Genomic DNA, 21,906 nt, shown 5'->3' with positions numbered 1-21,906 from the left:
TGTTAATTTTTTACAGTATTTTCATATAGCTTTAACTTGGTGTAAACCGTTTCAAGAACAGGGACCGCAATCCCCAGTTCATGCGCTTTCTCCAAAAGGTAGCCTTGCAGATGGTCTGCTTCAATCGGCACGAATTTTTCGGCATCCCGCTGCATCGACGATTTCATCCCTTCGCCCATACTGTTGAGCTTATCCAATAGTTTTGTGGAGATACCCGGTTCAACCGGCGCACCGAATTTCACCATCACTTCTTCCAATTCATTCAGCAGAGCCGCAATGGTCCGCTGCCCGGATTCCAGTTGACGAATGGGGCCGATTGGCTCTTCGAACAAGGTCGTGATGCCGGACATTGTCGTGATAAACAGATATTTATGCCACATTTCCTGCTCGATGTTGTTGCTTAGAACGAAATCCGCTTTAGTTCCATTGAACGAATTTTCCAAGCGTTTGATCCTGTCAGTCGCTTCACCGCTGCGTTCGCCGTACACCAGCTGGTTCATCGGACTTGCCTGCTTAATCGTCCCCTTCTCATCAAGCGTCGCTTCCACAAAGCATAAGCCGCCGATGACCGATTGCTCACCGAATGCTTCGACCAGCTGATCGACATGGGATATGCCATTCAGCAACGGCAACACCATCGTCTCTTTTCCGACAAACGGACGCACATCCTCGATAGCTCCTGCGAGCTGATAAGACTTCGTCGACAGGAGCACCACATCATATTCCTGCGGTTCGCTGTTTTTTGTGATCAATTTCGGCGTCAGCTGGCAGTCGCCATTTACACTTTCAATGTTCAAGCCGGTTGATTCGAGTTCCTTTTTTCGTCTGTCGCGCACAAGAAATGTGACGTCTTCTCCTTTTTCAAGCAGGCGACCGCCGAAATAACCACCGATTGCCCCCGCACCTACAACTAGTATCTTCATTTTTTGTTCCTCCTTTGGAATAGACTCCTACTTTTCAAACTCTCACCTTTAGTAATAGATAGAAGCAATTATTATTTTTTACGGTTTCAGTACCAATTTCCCGATTGTCTTGCGGCTTTGCAGCAAACGGTGAACTTCAGCGGCATCCGAAAGTGGATAGCTTCCGCCGATTGTCAATTTCAAATCACCAGTTGCCATATAACCGAGCAATTCCTTGTAACTTTGCTGGAACAGCTCCGGTTTGCGCATAATTTGTGGTAAGAAAAAGCCGATAACCGACTGGTTTTTTCTCATCAATTGGCCCGGATGGAACTCGGCCTGTTCTCCGCTGGCTGCACCAAAAATAACAAGCCGGCCAAATGGTGCCAGGCATTTCAATGTTTGATTGAATACTTCGCCGCCGACCATTTCCAGTGCCAGATCGACGCCTTTGTTGTCGGTGATCCGTTTCACTTCATCAACCCAACCCTCTTTCGAGTAATCCACCAAATGTGTGGCACCCATAGCTTTGGCGTGTTCCAGTTTTTCGGGAGAACTGGCCGTCGCAATGATTTTTCCGGCACCGAATAATTTCGCGAGTTGAACGGCAATCGCACCAACTCCTCCCGCTGCCGCATGGATCAGCACCGTTTCGCCTTTTTCGAGGCGGCCCATTGTTGTTAAAATGTGATAAGCGCTCAAACCCTGCAATGGCAACGCCACAGCCTGTTCAAACTCAACATCGTCCGGCACCGGAATCAGCACATTTTCATCAACTGTTGCAAAATCAGCATAAGCGCCAGATTCAATCAATGCCGATACCCGCATCCCCACTTCAAATCGCTTCACTTTGCTGCCGACTTCAGTGATGATCCCTGCCACTTCCGAACCCGGAACATAAGGCAATGGCGTCGGCACGACGTATTGGCCTTCACGGCGAGCTGTGTCTGCGTAATTGACGCCAATCGCTTTCACTTCCACCAGCACTTCGTTGTCGCCAGGCGTCGGACGTTCCTCTTCTATATACTGTAAAACCTCCGGGCCGCCGTATTGTTCAAATTGAATCACTTTCATCCCTATTCCCCCTAGCTAATATAATGTTCCGCTTCCAGCACTGCTGCTGCTATTCTGCGTTTTGTCGCATTGCTTTCTTCCGCGTGAAGGCGGTTCAATTCGTTGCTGACGAGCGCCATGCTGTCTTTTAACGCGCGTCCCTCTGAAATTCCCTGCATCATTTTCCGCGCAGACATTTCGACCCTCAACAATGCATCATCCAGCAACGCTTTCGTCAGCTCCACTTTCAACGATTCTTTTTGTTCCCCGTTTTTATCTAACGCTTTCTGCGTCCGCAGCACCGCCGACTCCGCAGCGTACAGCTGAATGCCGATATCCGCCAGTTTCATCAAAGTTTCCTGCTGTTCCGCCAATTTTTCACCGAATGCCTCGAACGCCATGCCGGCAGACAACAGGAAAACACGGCGTATTGCCTGAACAGCTTCTATTTCCCGGGAAATAATTCCGATGGATCCGACTTTCGGGTTGTTCATTTCGGCGACTGCCTGAGCAATATACTCCCCTAACGGCAGAGTTCCTTTGCCCGCCTGTTTCAATAATCCACCCGGAATCAGCAGCCGATTCACTTCGTTTGTGCCTTCGAAAATCCGGTTGATGCGTGAATCCCGGTACATCTGCTCAACTTTATAATCTTTGATATAGCCGTAACCGCCGTGCAATTGCAAAGCTTCATCCGCAATGAAATCGAGCGTCTCCGAACCGTGGACTTTGCACACGGCACATTCGGTGGCATATTCCATCAGCCGTTTGGCGATCAGCGCTTGGTCTTTGCTGTCATAAAGACCGCCGAGTGCATCTTCCAGGTAACCCGCAGTACGGTATTGCAGCGATTCCGACTCGTAGATGCGAACCGCCATCAACGCCAATTTTTCCTGTGTCGCCGGAAATTCCGCAATGGCTTTGCCGAATTGCTTCCGTTCTTTCGTATACGCCGCGGCCAAATGCAAACCGTATTTTGCAGCGCCCATGCAGGCAGATCCCAAATTGAATCGGCCCAGGTTCAAAACGTTTAAAGCGATGACGTGGCCTTTGCCAACTGAGCCCAACAGATTTTCCACCGGCACTTCGCAATTGTCGAAATTGACGGTGCGCGTGGATGACCCTTTGATGCCCATCTTTTCTTCTTCAGCTCCAAGCGATAACCCTGGAAAACCCTTTTCCACAATAAAAGCGGTAAACGCTTTGCCATCCACTTTTGCATAGACGATGAACGTATCCGAAAACGCCGCATTGGTGATGAACATTTTGCTGCCATTGAGTAAATAATGGGTCCCTTCTCCGTTCAGCACCGCTGTCGTTCTGGCCGACAGTGCATCAGAACCTGCTTCCGGTTCCGTCAGGCAATAGGCGCCAATAAATTCACCGGATGCCAGTTTCGGCAAATAATATTCCTTTTGTGCCGGTGTGCCGAAATACGTAATCGGCAGCGTCGCGATGCACGTATGATTGGAATGCGCGACCCCGTAGCCGCCAGCTGACCCCAGACTTTCACCAACAATGCCCTTGCTGATTTTGTCGAGCCCCAAACCGCCGTATTTCTCGGGCACACTATGAGCCAGCAAACCAAGATCCCCCGCTTTTTGCATAAGTTCTCTGACCAGCGTAAAATCCTGTTGCTCGAGCTTTTCATTGTTCGGCCGGATTTCCGTTTCCAAAAATCGCTTGGCTGTTTTGCCGATCAATAGATGTTCGTCGCTGACGTCTTCCGGTGTAAACACGTCCTCCGGTTCAGCAGGCTGATAAAAAAAGCCCGCGCCCGGATAGCTTAAGGTTTCATTATTCATTGGCTCCCGTCTCCTTCACCATATGTTGTCGTTAGTACTTTACATTTGTGTTCCAGCTCATTCTTCGTTTCGTGTATGGATTCCGTCCAATACAATGCTGCTGTAAATTTCAGCAAGTTCGTCTGCAGCCAGCTCACCGTTCGCATTAAACCATTGATAGGTCCAATTGGTGATGCCAAGTACGGCGAGCGCCGTCACATCGGGACGCAATGCTTTTCGGAATTCGCCGGTTTCTGCCCCGTGCCGAACGATTTCTTCTATATTGAGACGGAATTGTTCGCGTCTCCTTTTGATGTCGGTCGCATTGTCCTCAGTCAGATGGCGCATTTCACGGAAAAAGACTTTGCCGCTGTCGCCGTTTCTCGCGATATCGGAAATCAGCAAATGGATGACGCCTTTGAGCTTATCCATTTGGCTGTCGCCGCTGTCGATGATCCTTCGTTGGCGCTGCAACAAATCATCGATGTATTCTTTATGGATTTCCATCAGAAGCTGTTCTTTGCTGCCGTAATAATAGTAGAAAGTGCCTTTTGTGACATTCATTGCTTCCACGATGTCCTGAATCGACGTTTCGCTGAAGCCTTTCCTTTCGAATAGGCTGATGCTTTGCTCTTTGATCCTGTCTTTCATTGCCATTCCCCACGTTTCTTAAAGGGCGTGCATGCCTCCGTCAACGACGACTACATCCCCCGTAATATAATCTGATGCTTTGGACGCCAGGAATAAAGCGGCTCCCTTCAAATCTTCATCAGTGCCGAATCGATTTAACGGCGTTTGTTTCAAAAATTGCTCCCGCCCGCGTTCGATCAGAACCTCGGACATTTTCGTCGGGAAGAATCCCGGCGCAAGGGCGTTGACGTTGATATTGTGCTGCCCCCATTTTGCTGCGAGGTCTTTCGTGAATGTGATGACTGCGCCTTTACTGGTGTTGTAGCCAATGGTGTCCATCAAATCAGGATCGATGCCACCGAGTCCGGCAACCGATGAAATGTTGATGATTTTCCCGCTCTTTTGTTTGATCATCACCTGGCCGACAGCCCGGCTCATCAGAAACGTTCCGGTGACGTTGACATTCATCACTTTCTGCCAGGCCTCGAGCGGCATTTTTTCCGCCGGTGCTCCCCAGGTCGCGCCTGAATTATTGACCAAAATATCGACCGTGCCGAATTCTTCCACCGTTTTGCGGACAACATCTTCCACGTCCTGCTCATTGGTTACGTCGCATTTCATCGCAAGCGCATTGACACCCAGTCCCTTCAAGAATTCCGCAGTTTCTTCACAGGCTTCCAGTTTTCTTGAACAAACAACGACATTGGCTCCGGCTTCCGCAAAGCCCTGCGCGATTTGTGCACCGAGGCCACGTCCTCCGCCGGTGACAATCGCGGTTTTTCCTTCCAATTTAAACAGATCCAGTACATGCATATGTTTTCCCTCCAGCTATTTAATGTCAACATACCTACTAGTCGGTATGTTCAGAATACTTAAACTTCATTCTACCTTTGCGGTTTTCGGATTGCAATAACGGAAGCAATTCTTTAATCCGGCAGACAGCTTCGGAGCTCCAACAGATCGATATTCCCTCCGGAAAGGACGACGACGATTTTTTGGTTCTCTGCTCCCGCCTTGCCGGACAGAACCGCGGCAACTCCTGTGGCGGCCGATGGTTCGATCAGCTGCTTGGTGCGCTCAATTACGAATTGCATCGCGAACTTGATTTCTTCTTCCGTCACCAGAACGATGCCATCGACCAACTGCTGGAGAATCGGAAAAGTCAGTTCGCCCGGCTGTGAAGTCCGCAAGCCGTCTGCGATGGAAGAGCTTCCGGCAACAGCCGTTATCTTGCCGGATTCCAAAGACAGGAAGGTGTCATTGCCTGTTTCCGGCTCCACACCGATGATTTGAACTTCCGGTTTTATTGCTTTAACGGCTGTCAGGATGCCGCCGATTAACCCGCCGCCTCCTACTGGCACCACGATTACATCGACATCCGGCAATTGTTCCAGGATTTCGAGGCCGACTGTGCCTTGCCCGGCGATGACGTCGGGATGATCATAGGGCGGAATATAAACGCCACTGTTGTCTTCTGCCAATTTTTTTGCCCGCGGAATGCGGTCTGCGGAAGTGAAACCGCAATATTCGATCTCTCCACCATACGCTTCAATGGCCGCAACTTTTACGCGATTTGCGTCTTCCGGTACGACGATGATCGCCGGGATTCCCAATTTCCCGGCAATATACGCGACTGCCTGTCCGTGGTTTCCGGAAGACGCTGCGGTGATGAATTTTGCACCTTCACGCTCCGCCCGCTTCACCGCATTGGCTGCGCCTCTGATTTTAAACGAACCGGTTTTCTGCAGATGCTCAGATTTCAAATAGATCTGCCGGCTGGCTTGAGCGTTCAATAATTCCGAAACCAGTATCGGCGTTTCATGGATCAGCCCGCTGATTTCCTGTCGCGCTCTTTCGACATCCTGTAAATTGACCATCTGCCTCACTCCTCTTTGCCTGACATTTTATCATATCCGCCTCCATTTGTTTGATTATTCCGCCAATAAAAAGTAGGCGCTATGGTCTGAGTATTAAAGGCAACAGCAGTGAGTTAAACTGGAGATACGATAATTTAGCAGCAAGAGGTGAGAGCATTGTTGAAACGATTGGTGGTCACCGGCTACAAGCAGCATGAACTGGGAATTTTCGATGATCAGAATCCTGGCGTCCGATTTATAAAGAAAGCGTTGGAAAACCGATTCCGTGCTTTGATTGACGAGGGATTGGAATGGATCATTGTCAGCGGGCAGCTGGGTGTGGAAACATGGGCGGCAGAAGTTGCCATTGAAATGAAAGAGGAGTTTCCGAATTTGAAATTCGCGCTGCTCACCCCTTTTCTCGAACAGGAAAATAGATGGAATGAAGCCAATCAGGAAAAGTATAAGGACATCATTCGGCAGGCAGATTTTCACCGGAGCCTGACCAACCGTCCTTACGAGGCACCTTGGCAATTCATTGAGAAAAATAAGTTTTTCCTGCGGAATTCGGACGGCATCCTTATCGTCTACGATGAGGAGACCGATGGCTCGCCGAAATTCATCAAAAAAGAAGCAGAGAAATATGCGGAAGGGGCCGATTATCAGGTCATGCTCATCACAGCAGACGATCTGCGGGTCGTCACCGAAGAAGAGCAATACGACAGCTGGGAGTAAAGTTGTGCATAAATTAATAGGTACAGGGTATGGATGGAGGTAGATAATAATTTCGGAGGTGCAGCAAAATGGAAGAACCGACAAATGCAATAATCCAGACTTCACTCGATGTACTGGTGGATGATGAAAGTTTTCTGCCGTCACTGACAGAAGGAATGCGGCAACAGGCGTTCAATTCACTCAGTGCCATCCTGTCCACACCCAACCAGGTCCATAAATCATATTTGCGCGTCCCGCTCGACGACGGCAAAGTGGTGCGCATCCCTGCCTATCGGGTTCAGCACAATGATGCGCTCGGACCTTATAAAGGCGGCATCCGTTTCCACGAAAGCGTCAACGAAGACGAAGTCATGAATCTGGCATTCCTGATGACGCTGAAAAATGCACTTCATAATGTGCCGTTCGGCGGAGGCAAAGGCGGCATCGTCATCAATCCACGCAATTATTCCGAAAAGGAATTAAATATGATTTCACGGAAGTATGTGCGCTATTTCGCAGATGTTATCGGACCGGACAAGGACATTCCAGCTCCTGACGTGGGATCCGGTGAACGGGAGATGGACTGGATGATGGCGGAGTACAAGAAAATCCATCATGGCACTCCTTACCTCGGCAGCTTTACGGGGAAATCGGTCGTAAACGGCGGGTCTCTTGGCAGACGCGAAGCGACCGGCAAAGGCGTCTATTTTTCATTCCGTTATATGATCCACGATTTCCTGAAAGAAAAAGAGGAATTACTGTCTTCAACTGATAATATTTTCGCCAAAACGACTTTGGACGCGGCACACCGCCCGTTGAAAGTGGCCGTTCAGGGCTTCGGAAATGTTGGTTCCGTGACAGCGCACGAAGCCTATAAATGTCCATTGGTCGATAATACAGTGGTAGCCGTCAGTGACCGTAACGTAACGTTATACAATGAAGACGGCTTGAATATTCCGGCGTTGATCGCCTTCACCTCTAAAAATCTGGGGGACCTCCCGACAACTGAGGAACAATTGGCGGAAGCTGGCGCGAAAGCCGAAATCCGCGGACGTGATGAACTGCTGACACTTGATGTGGATGTATTATTCCTGGCGGCGCTGGAAAACCAGCTGCACGAAGGCAATATGGAGGACATCAAAGCCCAGATCATCGTTGAAGGGGCAAACGCACCAACGACAAATGAAGCCGATAAATACTTAAGTGATAAAGGTGTCGTCATCATTCCGGATATCCTGGCCAATGCCGGTGGGGTTATCGTGTCGTATTTCGAATGGCTGCAAGGCCGCGAAACGCGTTACGATTCAGAAGATGAGATTTATCAGAAACTCGTCGCACAGATGAAGAAAACGTTCGATATGATCCTGCCGCAATTCTACGGAGATCCATTCCCGCTCCGTCAAAATTGTTACATTCACTCCGTGTCGCGGCTATCAAATGTGCTGTATAAGCAAGGGAAACTGTATTAAACAGAAAAACGCTGGAGTCCACTTGGACTTCAGCGTTTTTGTTGTTTCTCCATAATTCTTCGCTTATAAGAAATGGCATATGCCGGGTTGCGGAATTGCAGGATGGGGTCATCCGTGCATTCGATGCCTGCTGGCAGAACCGTGGGGTCGAACAGCAAGTCTTCCGCTTCATCAGTCTTTTTCAACAGCTGCAAGCGGCCGACTTCCACTTTCATTCGCTCATCGGGCCACTCTTTTGTCGGGTCATCGACGGGGTCAATCGCTTCCCCGATTACCGCGATCAATCGAAATCCAACATCGCCTTTAACCACCCGGTCTTCCAGTTCTTTTTCAAAATCCCCTTTTTCCACTGAAGCTGCTTTAGCCGGGGTCAACGATTCCACGCCGGCTTCCGGTTGCCATTGGAATTTGACGGGCATGCGTTTGCCAATTCCATTGACCAGATAAAATGCATGAATCGAATGATACAGTCCGGTCGCAAAGCTTGAGGGACTCTGCATCTTGCGGATGATGCGGATCGATGCGCGGCTTTCCGGATATTTGATGAACAGCTTGATGAGATCCCGCAGCCGCGGCCGTCCTTTTTTAAATGATTTCGCGATGCCCAGCATTTCCGTGAAAACTTCCGGCGTCCGCGTAAAGAATATCGGCGATGTCACGCCCACGCTGTTCATCACTTGCCCATCCGGAAGCTTGAATTGCACAGCCATGCCTTTGACCGGCGATAGGTTGTCCGTCCAGAACGGATCGGGGGAACTGTGCGAGAATCGGACGATGGCTTCGGTTGTTCCTTCTCTGAAATGCGGCGCAACTGTCCAATCCTTCCCTTGCCCGCTCGCTGTGAATCTGGCTTCATAAGCCGTCCCTCTTGAATGCGCGCGCCGGTACGTCGGGTGTTCGCCAAATATCTTCTCGATTTTATTGATTGCTGTTTCAGCAAGCTGTTCTTGTGCCATCCAATCACCTCACTTTGATGTACGTTCTTCAATCTTTTCTTTCTATACCCTTATTGAATACTTTTAAAGATAAAGGGAATACAATTAAATATATAAGTTGAACTAAAGAAATAGAGTTTTATTTACCGATTCTATGCTAAGAGATATCTCCAGAGATATGGAGCAAAACAGCGAAGACGCCCAGGGGACCAACGCCCTTTCATGTCTCGAAGCTAGCGCAGCGTTGCAGAGACAGAAACGGAGTTGGCTTTCCAACTTCGTTTCGACGAAGTGCGTGTTCTTACAGTGCTCCTGCATCGCTGCGCTGCTTCGTCGCAAAGACTTAGCCTCGCTTGCTTCGGCTAATGTCTTCGAAGCTGTTTTGCGGAATATCGGTTATTAAAAATCATTAGTTCAATTTATATAGAGGAAAAAGGAGGCAATAATTATGGATATCAAACATGACAACAATAAATTCTTTGTCGAAAGAGAATCAGAGGAAATGGCGTCACTGGCTTACACGCCGGATGGCGACGTGCTGACAGTGGTTCATACAGAAGTGTCATCCGATTTGTCCGGGCAGGGTGTCGGCAAGCATTTGGTCCGTGAAGTTGTGCAATATGCCCGGGACGAAGGCAAAACCATCGATGCACAATGTTCATTTGCACGCGGCGTTATCGAAAAGAATCCGGAATTCCAGGATGTATTAAAGAATTAAATCCAAAAGCATATCCGCATCGGCGGGTATGCTTTTTTCCGCTCCCTGTCACTTTGGCATCCGCTCATTCTTTGTTGAAAGGAAGTGCAGGTATGGATATTACACTGGAAGAAGCAATCCGCAAATTCGCGCAGCCGATCAAAGATCCAGACGATTTGAATCCACTGGTAGAAGCTGTCGGCGACGCAAAGATTGTCCTGTTGGGGGAATCCACCCACGGAACTTCTGAGTTTTATCAATGGCGAGCTGAGTTCTCCCAAAAACTGATCAACGAAAAAGGGTTTTCGCTGATTGCGGTAGAGGGCGACTGGCCGTCCGCTTACCAGATCCACCGCTACATCAATAATTATGCGGCAACAAATGAAAATGCGCGGAACGTCCTGGCACAGTCGTTTACCCGCTGGCCAACCTGGATGTGGGCCAACGCTGAAGTTGCTGAATTCATTGATTGGCTGAAGCGTTATAATGCGGCGAAAAAGAAACCCATCGGATTTTATGGAATAGATGTATACAGTTTATGGGAGTCCATGGAAGAAGTCGTTTTCTATCTGAATGATGTGGATCCTATAGGGGGTGACGCAGAATTGGCAAGGCAGGCTTTTGCCTGTTTCGACCCGAGCAACCGGGATCCTGAAAAATATGCCGTTTCTTACGCAACGTTTTCAGCTTCCTGCATCGATGAAGTCACCCGGCTATTAGCTGCCATGCGAAGCAACGCAGCTAATTATTCACAAGTAGAAGAGGCGGACCTTAACCTTCAGATCAATTCGCTGGTTGCGAAAAACGCTGAACAATATTACCGGGCGATGGTTCAAAGCGGCGAGGAATCCTGGAACATCCGCGACCGGCATATGGCTGAAACGGTAAATGAATTGCGAAAATACCATGGTGCCGATGCCCGGATTATCATCTGGGAGCATAATACGCATATCGGGGATGCCCGCGCCACCGATATGAAAAACGACAAAATGATAAATGTCGGGCAATTGCTGCGCGAGCAGAATCCACCTGAAGATGTATACGCAATCGGTTTCGGCACTTATGAAGGAACGGTCATCGCGGCAAAAGAGTGGGATGCGCCCTATGAAGAAATGGTCTTGCCTCCGGGCGAAAAAAATTCATGGGAAAATTTGCTGCACAAGACCGGTGCCTATGATAAATTGCTGATTTTCGACGACAGCAATCGCCATTTGTTCGATCGTTGGATTGGTCACCGCGCAGTCGGCGTTGTCTATCATCCGGAATGGGAATCGCATGGCAATTACGTACCGTCCATGATCTCCCAGCGTTATGACGCATTTCTGTTCTTCGACCGAACCAACGCATTGAAACCATTATAGAATGCAAAAAAAAGCCAGCAAAGGGATTTTCCTTCGCTGGCTAAATTAACTTTTTGAAAAAGACTAGACTTAACGGAACTCGCCGTCCACAACATTGTAAAGGAAATTCCAGTTATCCGCTTTGTAAAGCTCATGGAAAGTCAGGCGATCGCCGTTGCCAAGTGTCACCTGGTCACTTGAAATTGCCACGACCATCGCAGTCGAAGCGTCATCCAAATTCAGATACACATCCCCGATGGACGGGCGAATAGCGTCGCGCTCACGGATTTTTTCGATCAATTCCTTGTCGGCTTCCAGCTGGCTGGCATCGACTTTCGACTTATCAAAATAAGCGATGTCTTTGCTGCCCTCTGCGTCACCTGATTCCATCACAAAGAATTCTCTGAATTTCACCGTATTCTGTCTGGTAGTCAGCACGTTCGTACCTTCCACAGATTCCACTTTTTCAAATTCATTGAGGGAATAATGGTCCATGTAATCCGGATCCGGTTTGTGAATGAGGATATAACCGCCTTCTTCCGGCTGCACGTCGTCGCGCAGCGTGTAGCGGCTGCCAAAGAACAGGAACGAATCGAGATGTTGCGGCTTGTACAGAGAAACTTCTTCCGCTTTGCTGGCCACTTGTTCCATGTCCTTTATGCGGAACATCAGAACCGATTGCTTGGCAAGCGGTTTTACCGAATAAACTTTGTGCAATTCGTTATTATAGTAGACGAATTGCCCTTTTCTAACTTGAATTAATTTCATGTTTTTCCCTCCGATACTATCATACGTCTTGAGTTAAATTCTAGAGGATTGTTTAATAGAAGTCCAAGCATCCATCTATATTCTTTGCAAATTTAAGTATAAGATTGATTATAAGGAGTTGATTAAGTATGGAATTTGAAAATCGTGATGAGTTCATCATCAAAAAATACCAGCAGGATGAGGCTGTAATGATCCAGGTATTTGTAAATTGGGCAACGCGCAATCAGTTGGACCCGGTTGGAATGTATCAGCGTGCATACCCATCGCAAATTAAAAATGAGGCCTTATTGCTGGCTGTCGATGAAGCAGACCCTTTCGAAATGGAAGTCGGCGATGACACGCTTCTCGAGCTGCTGCAAATGTTCGGGAACGATGACCTGGCATTTATTGTTTCTGAAGAAATGGAAAAAATAGCAAGAAAATAAAAAGCGGCACTGGAATGGCCCTTTTTATTTTCTTTTTTTCCGTAATTCTTTCGCTTTGTTCTCGATATAGCTGGTCCGAAGGTTTTCAAAGCGATTGGAAGCGATGTTGCTGTAGATTTTACTGAAGCGGTCTTTATCGTCCTCTTCTTCGACAGGCTCTTCTGTTTCAACAGGCTCTGCCGGTTCTTTTGCCGTTTTTGGCTCTTTTGGTTCTTTTGGTTCTTTTGGTTCTTTTGGTTCTTTTGCTGCTTTCGGTTTTTCCTTTTCGACCTTTTCAGGAGCATCATGAGCTGGTGTCGATTCAGTTGGGACTTCTTTTGTTGGTGTTTCTGCTATTGGTGGTTCAGGTGGGCTTGTCGGTTCTGCCGGCACTTCTACTGGCTCCGACGACGGTTCCGTTGGTTCTGCTGGCACCTCTATTGGTTCTGTTGGTTCTGTCGGTTCTACCGGTGTTTCTGTTGGCGGCTCTTCTGGAATTTCCACTGGCTCTGCCGGCGCTTCCGTTGGCGGCTCCACTGGTACCTCCGTTGGTTCTGTCGGTTCCACTGGAACTTCTTTCGGCTCTTTTGCCGCTTTCGGTTCTACCGGTGTTTCTTCTATTGATGCGGGTGTTTCCCCATCCTTCACTTCCACTTTTTCAGACTCTGTCAATTCGTCTTTTCTCTCCATTATTGCTCACTCCTCCCATTTCGCTTCCTGTGAGTCTGTCTCACGTGAAAAATTCCCTAATTATTGATTCGTTAAACCAAAAACGGCCCCTAAGCATGTTGGGACCGTTTTCTAGTAACTTCAGACTTTTTTATTCCCATCGATTGGTCATTCTGCAGATGTTCTCAATCGTAATTGAACCCTTCTGCAGTGGAGGAGGACAGGATTTATTGAATTCATGAATTTTGTCGTTAATCATGGATATGCGCAGCGGCAGATCCCTCTTCTTTCCCGCTTCCAGCTTTTCAATTGCTCCATGGATTTCGTCTCTTATTTCGTGCTGGAGTTTCAGCCAATGAGGTTTATAGCCTTGTTCATTCGCAATCCGCTGAAAATGCTGAAACAGGTCTCCCGAAAAATATTCGGCCGGCAACGGCTTGCCGCTTCCTGGCAAATTGTCCATTCCGCCGGTCTTCTCGTATTCCCGCAGAATCTCTCCAATCAAATCTGTTCGAATTCCCTGTTGTTCTTCTGCCATTTCCCCCGACCCCTTAGCAGGTTATTTTCCAAAAGATGATGGCATGACGACGGCTACTACGGTGCCCGTCGCGCAAACTGTACCATCAGCAGTGACTTCAACATTCACTTTAAATTTCTTCGGATGGATTTCTTCCACTTCACCGACAGCTTTCAAAGTGACGCCCTGCGGAGTCGGCTTCAGATAATCGACATGCAGGGAAGCTGTAACAAAACGCGGCGGCTCCTCGCCGCTGCCTGGTTCAAACCCATTTTTCCGGTGCAACGCCAATGAAGCCGATCCGGTGCCGTGGCAGTCGATCAGAGAAGCAATCACTCCTCCATAAACGAAACCGGGAATCGCTGTATGTTCAGTTTTCGGTTCATATTCGGTAGTTGTCTTTTCTCCTTGCCAGACCGTACGGAATTGATGCCCATCCTTGTTCAAACGGCCGCAGCCATAACATTGGGCAAATTCTGCCGCATACTCGTCCTGGATTGCCGTGACACTTGTTTCGCTCATCTATTTTCCTCTTTTCTTAGTATATTTTCTTTCATACCAGATATTCCCCTATTTTATCACAAGGCGCACAGAAAGGACGAACTATTCTGAATTCCGCATTTGCAGTGGGTGCAGATAAGTTTTTGGACAAATAGAAAAGCGCAGCCCTTTTCATCAGGCTACGCTTTCCCTTTTGCAGCTTCTCCACTCACGGAGAAGTTTGCACGCGGAAAATTTGTTTTGATACTTCTACAATCTTATAAAGGTTGACGAATGTTCTGATCCCGTCAATACAGCTTCTTGCACTGTCTGCATCTTTAGATTTTTTTCGCGTCTACCTCTCAGCGAATCCGATGTTCTGCAGTCAGATCTTCAGTTGCACTTACACAAAAAACTTACCAAACATTTGTTTGAAGCATTTTCGCTTCAGATTACTTTACAAACATGGTACCCGACGAGATGACAATCGTCAGTTGGAGCAAATTTTCCGCCAAGGCTGTGCATGTCCTCGTTTGGAGGCGATTGTAAACAACTAAACTGTTTACTCGTTTCTCCCTACGGTGGTTCCGCCTTGTATTATTTGTATACCACTCAGATTAATTTCTAAACCTATTTATAAGAATTTTTTAATTAATTTGATAAATAATTTTTACTTTTTTCCGGTTGCCCGCTATACTTGAAATAGTTCGATAACCGTAATAAAAAGGAGAGAGATAAATGGTCAAAAGTATGCCCGCACGTTCAGCAGTAAGTATCGATGAAACATGGGATCTGAATTCTTTATTCCCATCCGACGAAGCTTTTAACGAAGCCCTTTCCACCCTCGAGCGGGATGTGGAAGCATTTGAATCACGCTATAAAGGAAATACAGCAGATGCGGCTTCCGTCAATGAACTCTTGAAAGCCTACGCTGCAATAAATGAAAAATTTGTTCCAGTCGGTACATATGCAAACTTGAAACTCAGCACGGACCAGACAGATGACGAAGCGCAGATGCGAGCGAGCAAATTCGGTTCTGCTGCAGCGAAGATCAGCAGCAAGCTGTCCTTCGTTACCAGCGAATTATTGGAGTTGCCGGAAGAAACGCTTCAGCAGGCGATGCAGGAGTCAGATGAATTTAAAGTGTATTTGGAGAAATTGATCCGCAAGAAACAGTACCAATTGCATCCGGAAGTGGAAAAAACGCTGGCTGCCTATTCATCAACATTCGACGCGCCGTATGGCCTTTACAACACAACAAAAATGGTGGACATGTCGTTTGACGACTTTGAAGTGGACGGCGAAAGCTATCCGTTAAGCTACGTCTCTTTTGAAGGCGACTGGGAAGCGGAAACGGATACCGCAAAACGCCGGGCTGCCTTCGATGCATTCTCCACAAAGCTTAAAGATTATCAGCATACAACTGCGAAAACATACGACATGCAACTGCAAACAGAAAAAACGACAGCGGATCTGCGTGGCTATGATTCGATTTTCGATTACCTCCTGTTCAACCAGGAAGTCGACCGTTCGCTGTACAACCGCCAAATCGACTTGATTACCAGTGAATTGGCCCCGCATATGCGCAAATACGCGAAGCTGCTGCAAAAAGCGCATGGCTTGGAAAAAATGACGTTTGCCGACTTGAAGATTTCGCTGGATCCGACGTACGAACCGGAAATCACGGTGGAAGAATCGAAGAAATATGTTAACGATGCGCTTGGAATCATGGGCGAAGATTACCTCGACATGATCGAACGTTCTTACTCTGAGCGCTGGATCGACTTTGCACAGAACAAAGGGAAGTCTACAGGTGCTTTCTGCTCGAGCCCTTACGGCAACCATCCGTATATCCTGATTTCGTGGACCGGCCGGATGAATGAAGTCTTCGTTCTCGCCCACGAACTGGGACACGCGGGCCATTTCTATAACGCGAACCGCGCACAGAACATCTTCAATGCGCGGCCATCTCTTTACTTTATCGAAGCGCCTTCAACGATGAATGAAATGCTTATGGCGAACCACCTGCTTGAGAATTCAAAAGATCCGAAATTCAAGCGCTGGGTCATCTCGTCAATCGTGGCCCGTACGTATTACCATAATTTCGTTACCCACCTGCTCGAAGCGGCTTACCAGCGCAAAGTTTATGAGCGCATCGATGCCGGGCAAAGCGTCAATGCCGGGATTCTCAACAACCTGAAACGCGGCGTCCTCGAAGAGTTCTGGGGAGATGCTGTCGAAATCAATGACGGCGCCGAACTGACATGGATGCGCCAGCCTCATTATTATATGGGCTTGTATCCATACACATACAGTGCCGGTCTGACCATCTCGACGCAAGTATCCAAACGCATCCTCGACGAAGGCCAGCCTGCCGTCGATGAATGGCTCGAAGTATTGAAAGCCGGCGGCACAAAATCACCGGTCGAACTATCCAAAATGGCCGGTATCGACATCACAACCGACCAGCCGCTGCGCGACACGATTGCGTACATCGGCGACTTGATCGATCAACTGGAAAAACTGACCGAGGAAATTGAAGGCGAAGTCCCTACTAATTCTTCAAAATAAAAAAGCGTGCCGCATCTCACCGATGCGGCACGTTTTTTCTTATTTCGCTTTCTTTCTCCAAATCAACGCCTGCTCTAAAATGATCGCGATGATCGTTCCGGTGATCAAGCCATTCGATAAGGTCGATGCCAGGACGCCCGGCAATTCCGCCATGCTTTCCTGCGGCACGAACATGATGCCGACTCCGATCATCAAGCCGAATGCCGACACTTTATAGGCCTGTTTCCGGTCTTCTTCCTCTTCCAACTCTTTGAAAGCCATTTCCACCATTTTCGTGAAAATCGCAAAAATGACGGCGTAAGCGACCGGCGCCGGCAATGCGGCGAGCAGCGCCATCACATTTGGGAACAAGCTGATGGCCACAACAAGAAACCCGCCGACGATGAACGGTTTCAATGACGGCGTCCGCGTGGCGCTGACAAATCCGGCAGCACCTGAAATCGGCACCGGCCCGATCGAGGAGAACAATCCGGCAAGTATGTGGTTAAGCCCTGAAGCGACTGAGCCCTGTTTGACTCTGTCGGGCTGATGGATGCCGAATTCACTTTTCAATAAATACTCCATCACCCGCATCGATGCCATCATATTGGCGATCAGCAGCAAGGTCAGGAACAGTGACGTAACGAACATCCCGCTGTCCCAGACAAGGGGTCCGAAAACCAGCATCTGCGGCAATGAAATGAAAGCATCGCTGTTGAATGGTACAGCTTCCGTTTTCCCAATGATCCAAAACAGCAGCCAGCCCGCGGCAATGGCAAACAACACGGAATATCTGTTGATCCACGGGATTTTATTGCCCATGAAATAAAAGGTTGCGACAACGACCGCTGCGCCTGCGGCAAAGACGAGCAGATCGACGGGTTCTCCCGGCGACACGATGCCGAATAATCCGGTCATGATCGATTCACTGATCTGCAGCACCAACAACAGCAAATAAACAAACGTGATCGTCGGCGTGAAGAGACGACGCATTTTTCCCACTAAGCCGGTATAGGCGAAAATGATGAACAGCACGCCGCTGTAAAGCATGCCGCTCTGTAAAGCCTGCAGCGCATTTTCCGCTGTGGCGTAAAGGGAACCGATCAGGCCGGCATAGACGATGTAAATGCCCCACCACAAACCGGCTGGTCCTTCGTTGATCGGCATCCTATGGCCGATAAAGGCTTGCAGCAACACGGCGACTCCGAGAACGAAGACGGTTCTTTGCACGAATAATGCGGTGTCCGCCGTATCCATCCCAAAAACATTGGCGATGGCGATCGGTGCAGCGATGGATGAAGCTAAAAGGAAGACAGCCCATTGCAGGCCGCCGAATAAATTTTTAGTCATGCGTAAATCTCCAATTCTACAAAATAATTATGCGGTCTAAGTATACACCTTTTCCCGCAAACAAAAAGAAGTCCTGAATTTTGTCAGGACCCCTTTTTATCGTTCTCGTCTTCAGAAGTATGTTCCACTTCATCTTTTTCCGGTTTGTTCTCTATAGGCAGCTGTTCGTCGCTGTTTTTCATATCGTAATTAACTGAATAACCCTGTTCTTCCAGTTGCTTGACCTGTTTTTTTGAAGCTCTGACCAGCAGCCAGATTATCAGCATCGACAGAATGAAGATAACAATTACGGATATGATGCCTGGGATATACTCTGATTTATCTTCCGGAAAATATAGAAAATCCATCGTGTTTGCCCACCTTTATCTTCAAGTTCCAATTCATTATACATGATTCATTTATGGATTGAAGAGATGAAGGTGAACGTTTCGTGAAGATAAAGAAAAGCGAAAGCGCCCGTTTAGATTCGACAGGCATAAGACGGACCAGCGGCGCGGCGCTCTTTGCCGCATAGCTGGTGGGCCGGCTTATGACCCGAGAATCTGGGAGCTGGAGTCTGGACAATAAAGAAAAGCGAAAACTACTACTCTTTCTCCGCGACTACCGTAAAGCGCTTGTTGATGTGCCAGCCGTTTTCAATTTCATCGACCATGGCAATGGCGTAATCTTCATAACTGATATAGCTTTTGCCTTTTCTGTTCACCAGAAAAGCATCCTCACCGATTTGGTATTTTCCGGTGCGCTTGCCTTCGGCGTCGAAAAATGCCGCGGGGCTCAGGAATGTCCACTGGATTCCTTCGGACTGTTCCAGATCGGCCAGGTTTTGGGATTGGTTCAACGCGACGGCTTTAAAGGCATTCGTAAATTCAGGAGTCTTGATCAATTTGGTCGCTTTCGCTTCTTCGACAAACAGGTTTCCCGTTCCGCCGACAACCAACAGCCTCGTATTGTCTGCACCTTTCAAGGCATTAATCAGGTTACGGCCCGCTTCCACATGCTGCTCCGCTTTTTCAGGGGGCACGCCAAATGCATTGACGACAATATCGAACGGTTTCAGATCATTGGAATCGAGGTCGAAAATATCCTTTTCCAGCACAGTGGCATCTTCATCTTCCGGAAGCTTTTGTGCATTTCTGACGATTGCTGTAACTTCATGGCCTCTGGACTTGGCTTCTTTTAATATCAATTTGCCAGCTTTTCCTGTTGCGCCGATAATACCGATCTTCATTACAACCCCTCCAGTCAATTTGCTTGAATAGAGCTGCTCAAATCCCGCTTATTCGACAGGTTTTTTTGTAATCGTTTTTTGCCAGTGGACAATGTCATCGTCTTGGTCGAATTCGATAATTATATCCGTCACATTTGGTACACGCTTATTGATTTCTGAGGCAATATATTCACGGATTTCATCCGCTTCCTGTATTTTCATATCCGGCGCGACTTCCACCTTCAGTTCCACATGCAGATCATCGCCTTCGCGGATGACGGCCATATCCTGGATGTCGTTGATTTTTGGATGTTTCATGATTTCATTGCCCATGCGTTCTTCCATATCCAGATCCGCTACGCCAAGGACACCGGCGGAATTATCAAGGAAAATACGGCCGACCACAACGACGAGCATCAACCCGATAATGACGGATGCATAGCCTGTCGCACTGTGGAACGGTGTATAGGTGGCTACTACGATTGCAAGCATCGCAAGCAATGCTCCCCCGACTGCAACGTTATCTTCCAGGAATACGAGTTTCGTTGCCGGGTTGGCATTTTTAACATTCTTATAGGCTAACGGAACAATTTTCAATCCTTTTGTTTGTTCTTTTGGCAGGTTATGCGTGATTTCTTTCATCGCTTTGTGCAAGACAAATAATTCAAGAATAACCGCCAATCCCAATACCCCCATGTTCAGCCAAAACCAGTCTTCGGAATGGGCACCAGATTGGATGTGGTGAATTCCTTCAACAATTGTTTCATAGGCAAGAACTGCGACTATTAATACCGCTCCCAGAAGAACCAGGTTGACCAGTCGCCCGAAACCACCAGGGAACCGTTCGGTCGGACTCTTTTTGCTGAGCCCTGAACCGACGAACACGAAAAACTGGTTGGCTGCGTCGCCAAAGCTGTGCATCATTTCGGCGAACATCGCAACGTTACCGGTGATCAGATAGGCAGCTGTTTTAATAATGCCAAGAATTGTATTTATAATGGCTGCCCATAAAGCCGATTTGGCTCCAAATTTCATCAAACCGAATAATTCCCTCATAAATAAACCTCCCCCTTTCAATACTTTCTATTTTCCATACCTTCTATTATTACTAACTTCCCATTAATGAAGAGGAAAACACCTCTTCGGTTAAATTATTTTCAAAACGGGAATTTGGTTCTTCATAATTTGAGGTTCATTAACTCAGATCCGGTAAGTTTTGCCGATTTCCGCAAATTCTACAGCCCCGGAAAAAGTTTGTTTTGCGGATGCGAGGATTTCTTCGAGTTCACCGTATTGCGGCAGGTGGGTTAACACCATTTGCTTCACGCCGGCTCTGGTTGCCAGTTCCCCCGCCTGCCGTCCGCTCATATGCCCCTGGATGATCCCGACATATTTTTCGTAGAGATTCGATTCCGCCGCGATAAAATCGGCGCCTTTTGCAAAGTTGACGAGCTCTTCTTTCCAGGCGGTGTCCGCCGTAAACACGGCTGATTTTCCATTCGAAGTGAATTTCAGTGCCAGGCAATACACCGGATGATCGGTTTCGCAAAAAGAGACTTCCCACGGCCCGAGTTGAATCGGTTCGGAAACCTGCAGGGCTCTCCCTTCCGTAACCCCTTTATAAGACAGGTTTTCGAAACCGGCGGCGTCGCGGTCATGAGCATAAATCAGCAAAGGCGTTTCCCATTCCTTTAATTGCATGCCCACCATCGCCGCATGCTGCAGCACGCCGATATCCGCCACATGGTCGGGGTGGTAATGGGTGATGATTACTGCATCCAAATCGCGCAATGCTGTGTAGTTCTGCACGGCAGATAATACCCCGCTTCCACAGTCGATCAAGCAGCGGAAACCATCCTGCTCGATTAAAAATGAGGAAGTCGCTTCGTTTTTATTGGGGTAGCCACCCCAAACTCCGATTGTTGTGATGTCCATCATCATCGCTCCTTTTCACGTAATTTCTTCTATTATAAACCAATCACTATTCCCTTACTTGTTTAAGTACCGCGTTTTAGTGGTAGAGAATATGTGGATAGAAAAACTAGGAGGGATTATTTTGACTATTAAAATGACAGTTGAGAACGCACTCCAGGCAAAAACAGAAATTGAAAAACTTGAAACGCAAGGATTCACTCATGACGATATTTACATTTTCGCTCATGATAAGCGCCGTCAAAAAGACGTATCCGATGCACTTGATACGGAAAGTGTCGGCATGAAAGAGCAAGGCTTCCTGAACAGCATGAAGAACATGACGAGCTCACGCGGTGACGAACTGCGCGCAAAAATGGAAGGTGCCGGCCTGACAAAACAGGAAGCGGCAGATTACGAAGAAGAACTCGATAAAGGGAAATTGGTAATCATCGCAAATAAAAACAAGTAAACTTGATGCTAAAAAGAGGGGGTGCCTGAAAACGGGCGCCCTCTCTTTTTTTGTCACGAGCGCTCTGCAGTAGTTTAAATGTTCTTACAATAATGTTTTTTTAAAAAATAGTATTGAATTTTCAAATATATTTTGTAAAGATGCTTGTTTTTTGCTATATTTAGATAAGTTTTTACTTCAAGTTTACGTACATCAAGG

General features: G+C 47.8%; 23 protein-coding genes. 7 read left to right on the top strand and 16 right to left on the bottom strand.

Going from position 1 to position 21,906, the window contains the following annotated elements; translation table 11 throughout:
- Nucleotides 1-2: 2 nt before the first annotated feature.
- From DHX103_RS09445 to DHX103_RS09420, 6 genes are all read right to left on the bottom strand, one after another.
- Nucleotides 3-923: a ketopantoate reductase family protein gene (locus DHX103_RS09445; protein WP_422122043.1), complete on the bottom strand. Its 921-nt coding sequence runs from the start codon at nucleotides 921-923 to the stop codon at nucleotides 3-5.
- A 78-nt stretch (nucleotides 924-1,001) separates the two neighbouring features.
- Nucleotides 1,002-1,976 (bottom strand): quinone oxidoreductase family protein, encoded by a 975-nt coding sequence (locus tag DHX103_RS09440; RefSeq protein WP_422122042.1) that lies wholly within the window; start codon nucleotides 1,974-1,976, stop codon nucleotides 1,002-1,004.
- A gap of 11 nt (nucleotides 1,977-1,987) precedes the next feature.
- The gene (locus DHX103_RS09435; RefSeq protein ID WP_422122041.1) at nucleotides 1,988-3,760 is read right to left on the bottom strand and encodes an acyl-CoA dehydrogenase family protein; all 1,773 of its coding nucleotides are present in this window, start codon (nucleotides 3,758-3,760) and stop codon (nucleotides 1,988-1,990) included.
- A gap of 57 nt (nucleotides 3,761-3,817) precedes the next feature.
- Nucleotides 3,818-4,390 carry a TetR/AcrR family transcriptional regulator gene (locus DHX103_RS09430; protein ID WP_422122040.1) on the bottom strand — a complete coding sequence of 191 codons (573 nt, stop codon included), beginning with the start codon at nucleotides 4,388-4,390 and terminating at the stop codon, nucleotides 3,818-3,820.
- Nucleotides 4,391-4,408: 18 nt separating this feature from the next.
- Nucleotides 4,409-5,182 carry an SDR family oxidoreductase gene (locus DHX103_RS09425; RefSeq protein ID WP_422122039.1) on the bottom strand — a complete coding sequence of 258 codons (774 nt, stop codon included), beginning with the start codon at nucleotides 5,180-5,182 and terminating at the stop codon, nucleotides 4,409-4,411.
- A 113-nt stretch (nucleotides 5,183-5,295) separates the two neighbouring features.
- Nucleotides 5,296-6,246, bottom strand: coding sequence for a threonine ammonia-lyase (locus DHX103_RS09420; protein ID WP_422122038.1), 951 nt, complete (start codon nucleotides 6,244-6,246; stop codon nucleotides 5,296-5,298).
- A gap of 156 nt (nucleotides 6,247-6,402) precedes the next feature.
- Between DHX103_RS09420 and DHX103_RS09415 the strand changes: the two genes are divergently transcribed.
- Together DHX103_RS09415 and DHX103_RS09410 are read left to right on the top strand one after the other, a co-directional pair.
- The gene (locus tag DHX103_RS09415; protein WP_422122037.1) at nucleotides 6,403-6,960 is read left to right on the top strand and encodes an SLOG family protein; all 558 of its coding nucleotides are present in this window, start codon (nucleotides 6,403-6,405) and stop codon (nucleotides 6,958-6,960) included.
- Between the two features lie 68 nt (nucleotides 6,961-7,028).
- Nucleotides 7,029-8,408, top strand: coding sequence for a Glu/Leu/Phe/Val family dehydrogenase (locus DHX103_RS09410; protein ID WP_422122036.1), 1,380 nt, complete (start codon nucleotides 7,029-7,031; stop codon nucleotides 8,406-8,408).
- Nucleotides 8,409-8,437: 29 nt separating this feature from the next.
- On the opposite strand, the gene DHX103_RS09405 is transcribed toward DHX103_RS09410, so the two are convergent.
- Nucleotides 8,438-9,364: a catalase family peroxidase gene (locus tag DHX103_RS09405; protein ID WP_422122035.1), complete on the bottom strand. Its 927-nt coding sequence runs from the start codon at nucleotides 9,362-9,364 to the stop codon at nucleotides 8,438-8,440.
- A gap of 427 nt (nucleotides 9,365-9,791) precedes the next feature.
- On the opposite strand from DHX103_RS09405, the gene DHX103_RS09400 reads away from it, so the two are divergent.
- Both DHX103_RS09400 and DHX103_RS09395 read left to right on the top strand, forming a co-directional pair.
- Nucleotides 9,792-10,061, top strand: coding sequence for a GNAT family N-acetyltransferase (locus DHX103_RS09400; protein ID WP_422122034.1), 270 nt, complete (start codon nucleotides 9,792-9,794; stop codon nucleotides 10,059-10,061).
- 92 nt (nucleotides 10,062-10,153) lie between these two features.
- Entirely contained in the window at nucleotides 10,154-11,401 is a 1,248-nt protein-coding gene (locus DHX103_RS09395; protein ID WP_422122033.1) for an erythromycin esterase family protein, read from the top strand.
- 69 nt (nucleotides 11,402-11,470) lie between these two features.
- Here DHX103_RS09395 and DHX103_RS09390 read toward each other — a convergent pair whose 3' ends face one another.
- Entirely contained in the window at nucleotides 11,471-12,148 is a 678-nt protein-coding gene (locus DHX103_RS09390) for a hypothetical protein (RefSeq protein WP_422122032.1), read from the bottom strand.
- A 128-nt stretch (nucleotides 12,149-12,276) separates the two neighbouring features.
- Here DHX103_RS09390 and DHX103_RS09385 point away from each other — a divergent pair, with 128 nt between their 5' ends.
- Nucleotides 12,277-12,573, top strand: a complete 297-nt coding sequence (locus tag DHX103_RS09385) for a hypothetical protein (protein WP_422122031.1) — start codon at nucleotides 12,277-12,279, stop codon at nucleotides 12,571-12,573.
- Nucleotides 12,574-12,597: 24 nt separating this feature from the next.
- Here DHX103_RS09385 and DHX103_RS09380 read toward each other — a convergent pair whose 3' ends face one another.
- From DHX103_RS09380 to DHX103_RS09370, 3 genes are all read right to left on the bottom strand, one after another.
- Complete coding sequence (locus tag DHX103_RS09380; protein ID WP_422122030.1) at nucleotides 12,598-13,242, bottom strand: hypothetical protein; 645 nt, start codon at nucleotides 13,240-13,242, stop codon at nucleotides 12,598-12,600.
- A gap of 130 nt (nucleotides 13,243-13,372) precedes the next feature.
- Nucleotides 13,373-13,759, bottom strand: a complete 387-nt coding sequence (locus DHX103_RS09375) for a DnaJ family domain-containing protein (protein WP_422122029.1) — start codon at nucleotides 13,757-13,759, stop codon at nucleotides 13,373-13,375.
- A gap of 21 nt (nucleotides 13,760-13,780) precedes the next feature.
- Complete coding sequence (locus tag DHX103_RS09370) at nucleotides 13,781-14,260, bottom strand: PaaI family thioesterase (protein WP_422122028.1); 480 nt, start codon at nucleotides 14,258-14,260, stop codon at nucleotides 13,781-13,783.
- 696 nt (nucleotides 14,261-14,956) lie between these two features.
- Here DHX103_RS09370 and pepF point away from each other — a divergent pair.
- A complete protein-coding gene (gene pepF / locus DHX103_RS09365; protein ID WP_422122027.1) occupies nucleotides 14,957-16,789 on the top strand; it encodes an oligoendopeptidase F in 1,833 nt (610 codons plus the stop codon).
- 39 nt (nucleotides 16,790-16,828) lie between these two features.
- Here the strand turns inward: pepF and DHX103_RS09360 are convergent, their stop codons facing one another.
- From DHX103_RS09360 to DHX103_RS09340, 5 genes are all read right to left on the bottom strand, one after another.
- Nucleotides 16,829-18,118 (bottom strand): purine/pyrimidine permease, encoded by a 1,290-nt coding sequence (locus tag DHX103_RS09360; protein WP_422122026.1) that lies wholly within the window; start codon nucleotides 18,116-18,118, stop codon nucleotides 16,829-16,831.
- A gap of 83 nt (nucleotides 18,119-18,201) precedes the next feature.
- Entirely contained in the window at nucleotides 18,202-18,465 is a 264-nt protein-coding gene (locus tag DHX103_RS09355) for a hypothetical protein (protein ID WP_422122025.1), read from the bottom strand.
- 236 nt (nucleotides 18,466-18,701) lie between these two features.
- Nucleotides 18,702-19,346: an NAD(P)-dependent oxidoreductase gene (locus DHX103_RS09350; protein ID WP_422122024.1), complete on the bottom strand. Its 645-nt coding sequence runs from the start codon at nucleotides 19,344-19,346 to the stop codon at nucleotides 18,702-18,704.
- A 48-nt stretch (nucleotides 19,347-19,394) separates the two neighbouring features.
- A complete protein-coding gene (locus DHX103_RS09345; protein ID WP_422122023.1) occupies nucleotides 19,395-20,381 on the bottom strand; it encodes a cation diffusion facilitator family transporter in 987 nt (328 codons plus the stop codon).
- Between the two features lie 144 nt (nucleotides 20,382-20,525).
- Nucleotides 20,526-21,260: an MBL fold metallo-hydrolase gene (locus tag DHX103_RS09340; protein WP_422122022.1), complete on the bottom strand. Its 735-nt coding sequence runs from the start codon at nucleotides 21,258-21,260 to the stop codon at nucleotides 20,526-20,528.
- A gap of 121 nt (nucleotides 21,261-21,381) precedes the next feature.
- On the opposite strand from DHX103_RS09340, the gene DHX103_RS09335 reads away from it, so the two are divergent.
- The gene (locus DHX103_RS09335) at nucleotides 21,382-21,708 is read left to right on the top strand and encodes a general stress protein (protein WP_422122021.1); all 327 of its coding nucleotides are present in this window, start codon (nucleotides 21,382-21,384) and stop codon (nucleotides 21,706-21,708) included.
- Nucleotides 21,709-21,906 lie beyond the last annotated feature (198 nt).

Source organism: Planococcus daihaiensis (assembly GCF_049262615.1).
Lineage (GTDB): Bacteria > Bacillota > Bacilli > Bacillales_A > Planococcaceae > Planococcus.
The sequence above is the reverse complement of the archived record's forward strand: the minus strand, read 5'-3'. Positions and strand labels throughout refer to the sequence as shown.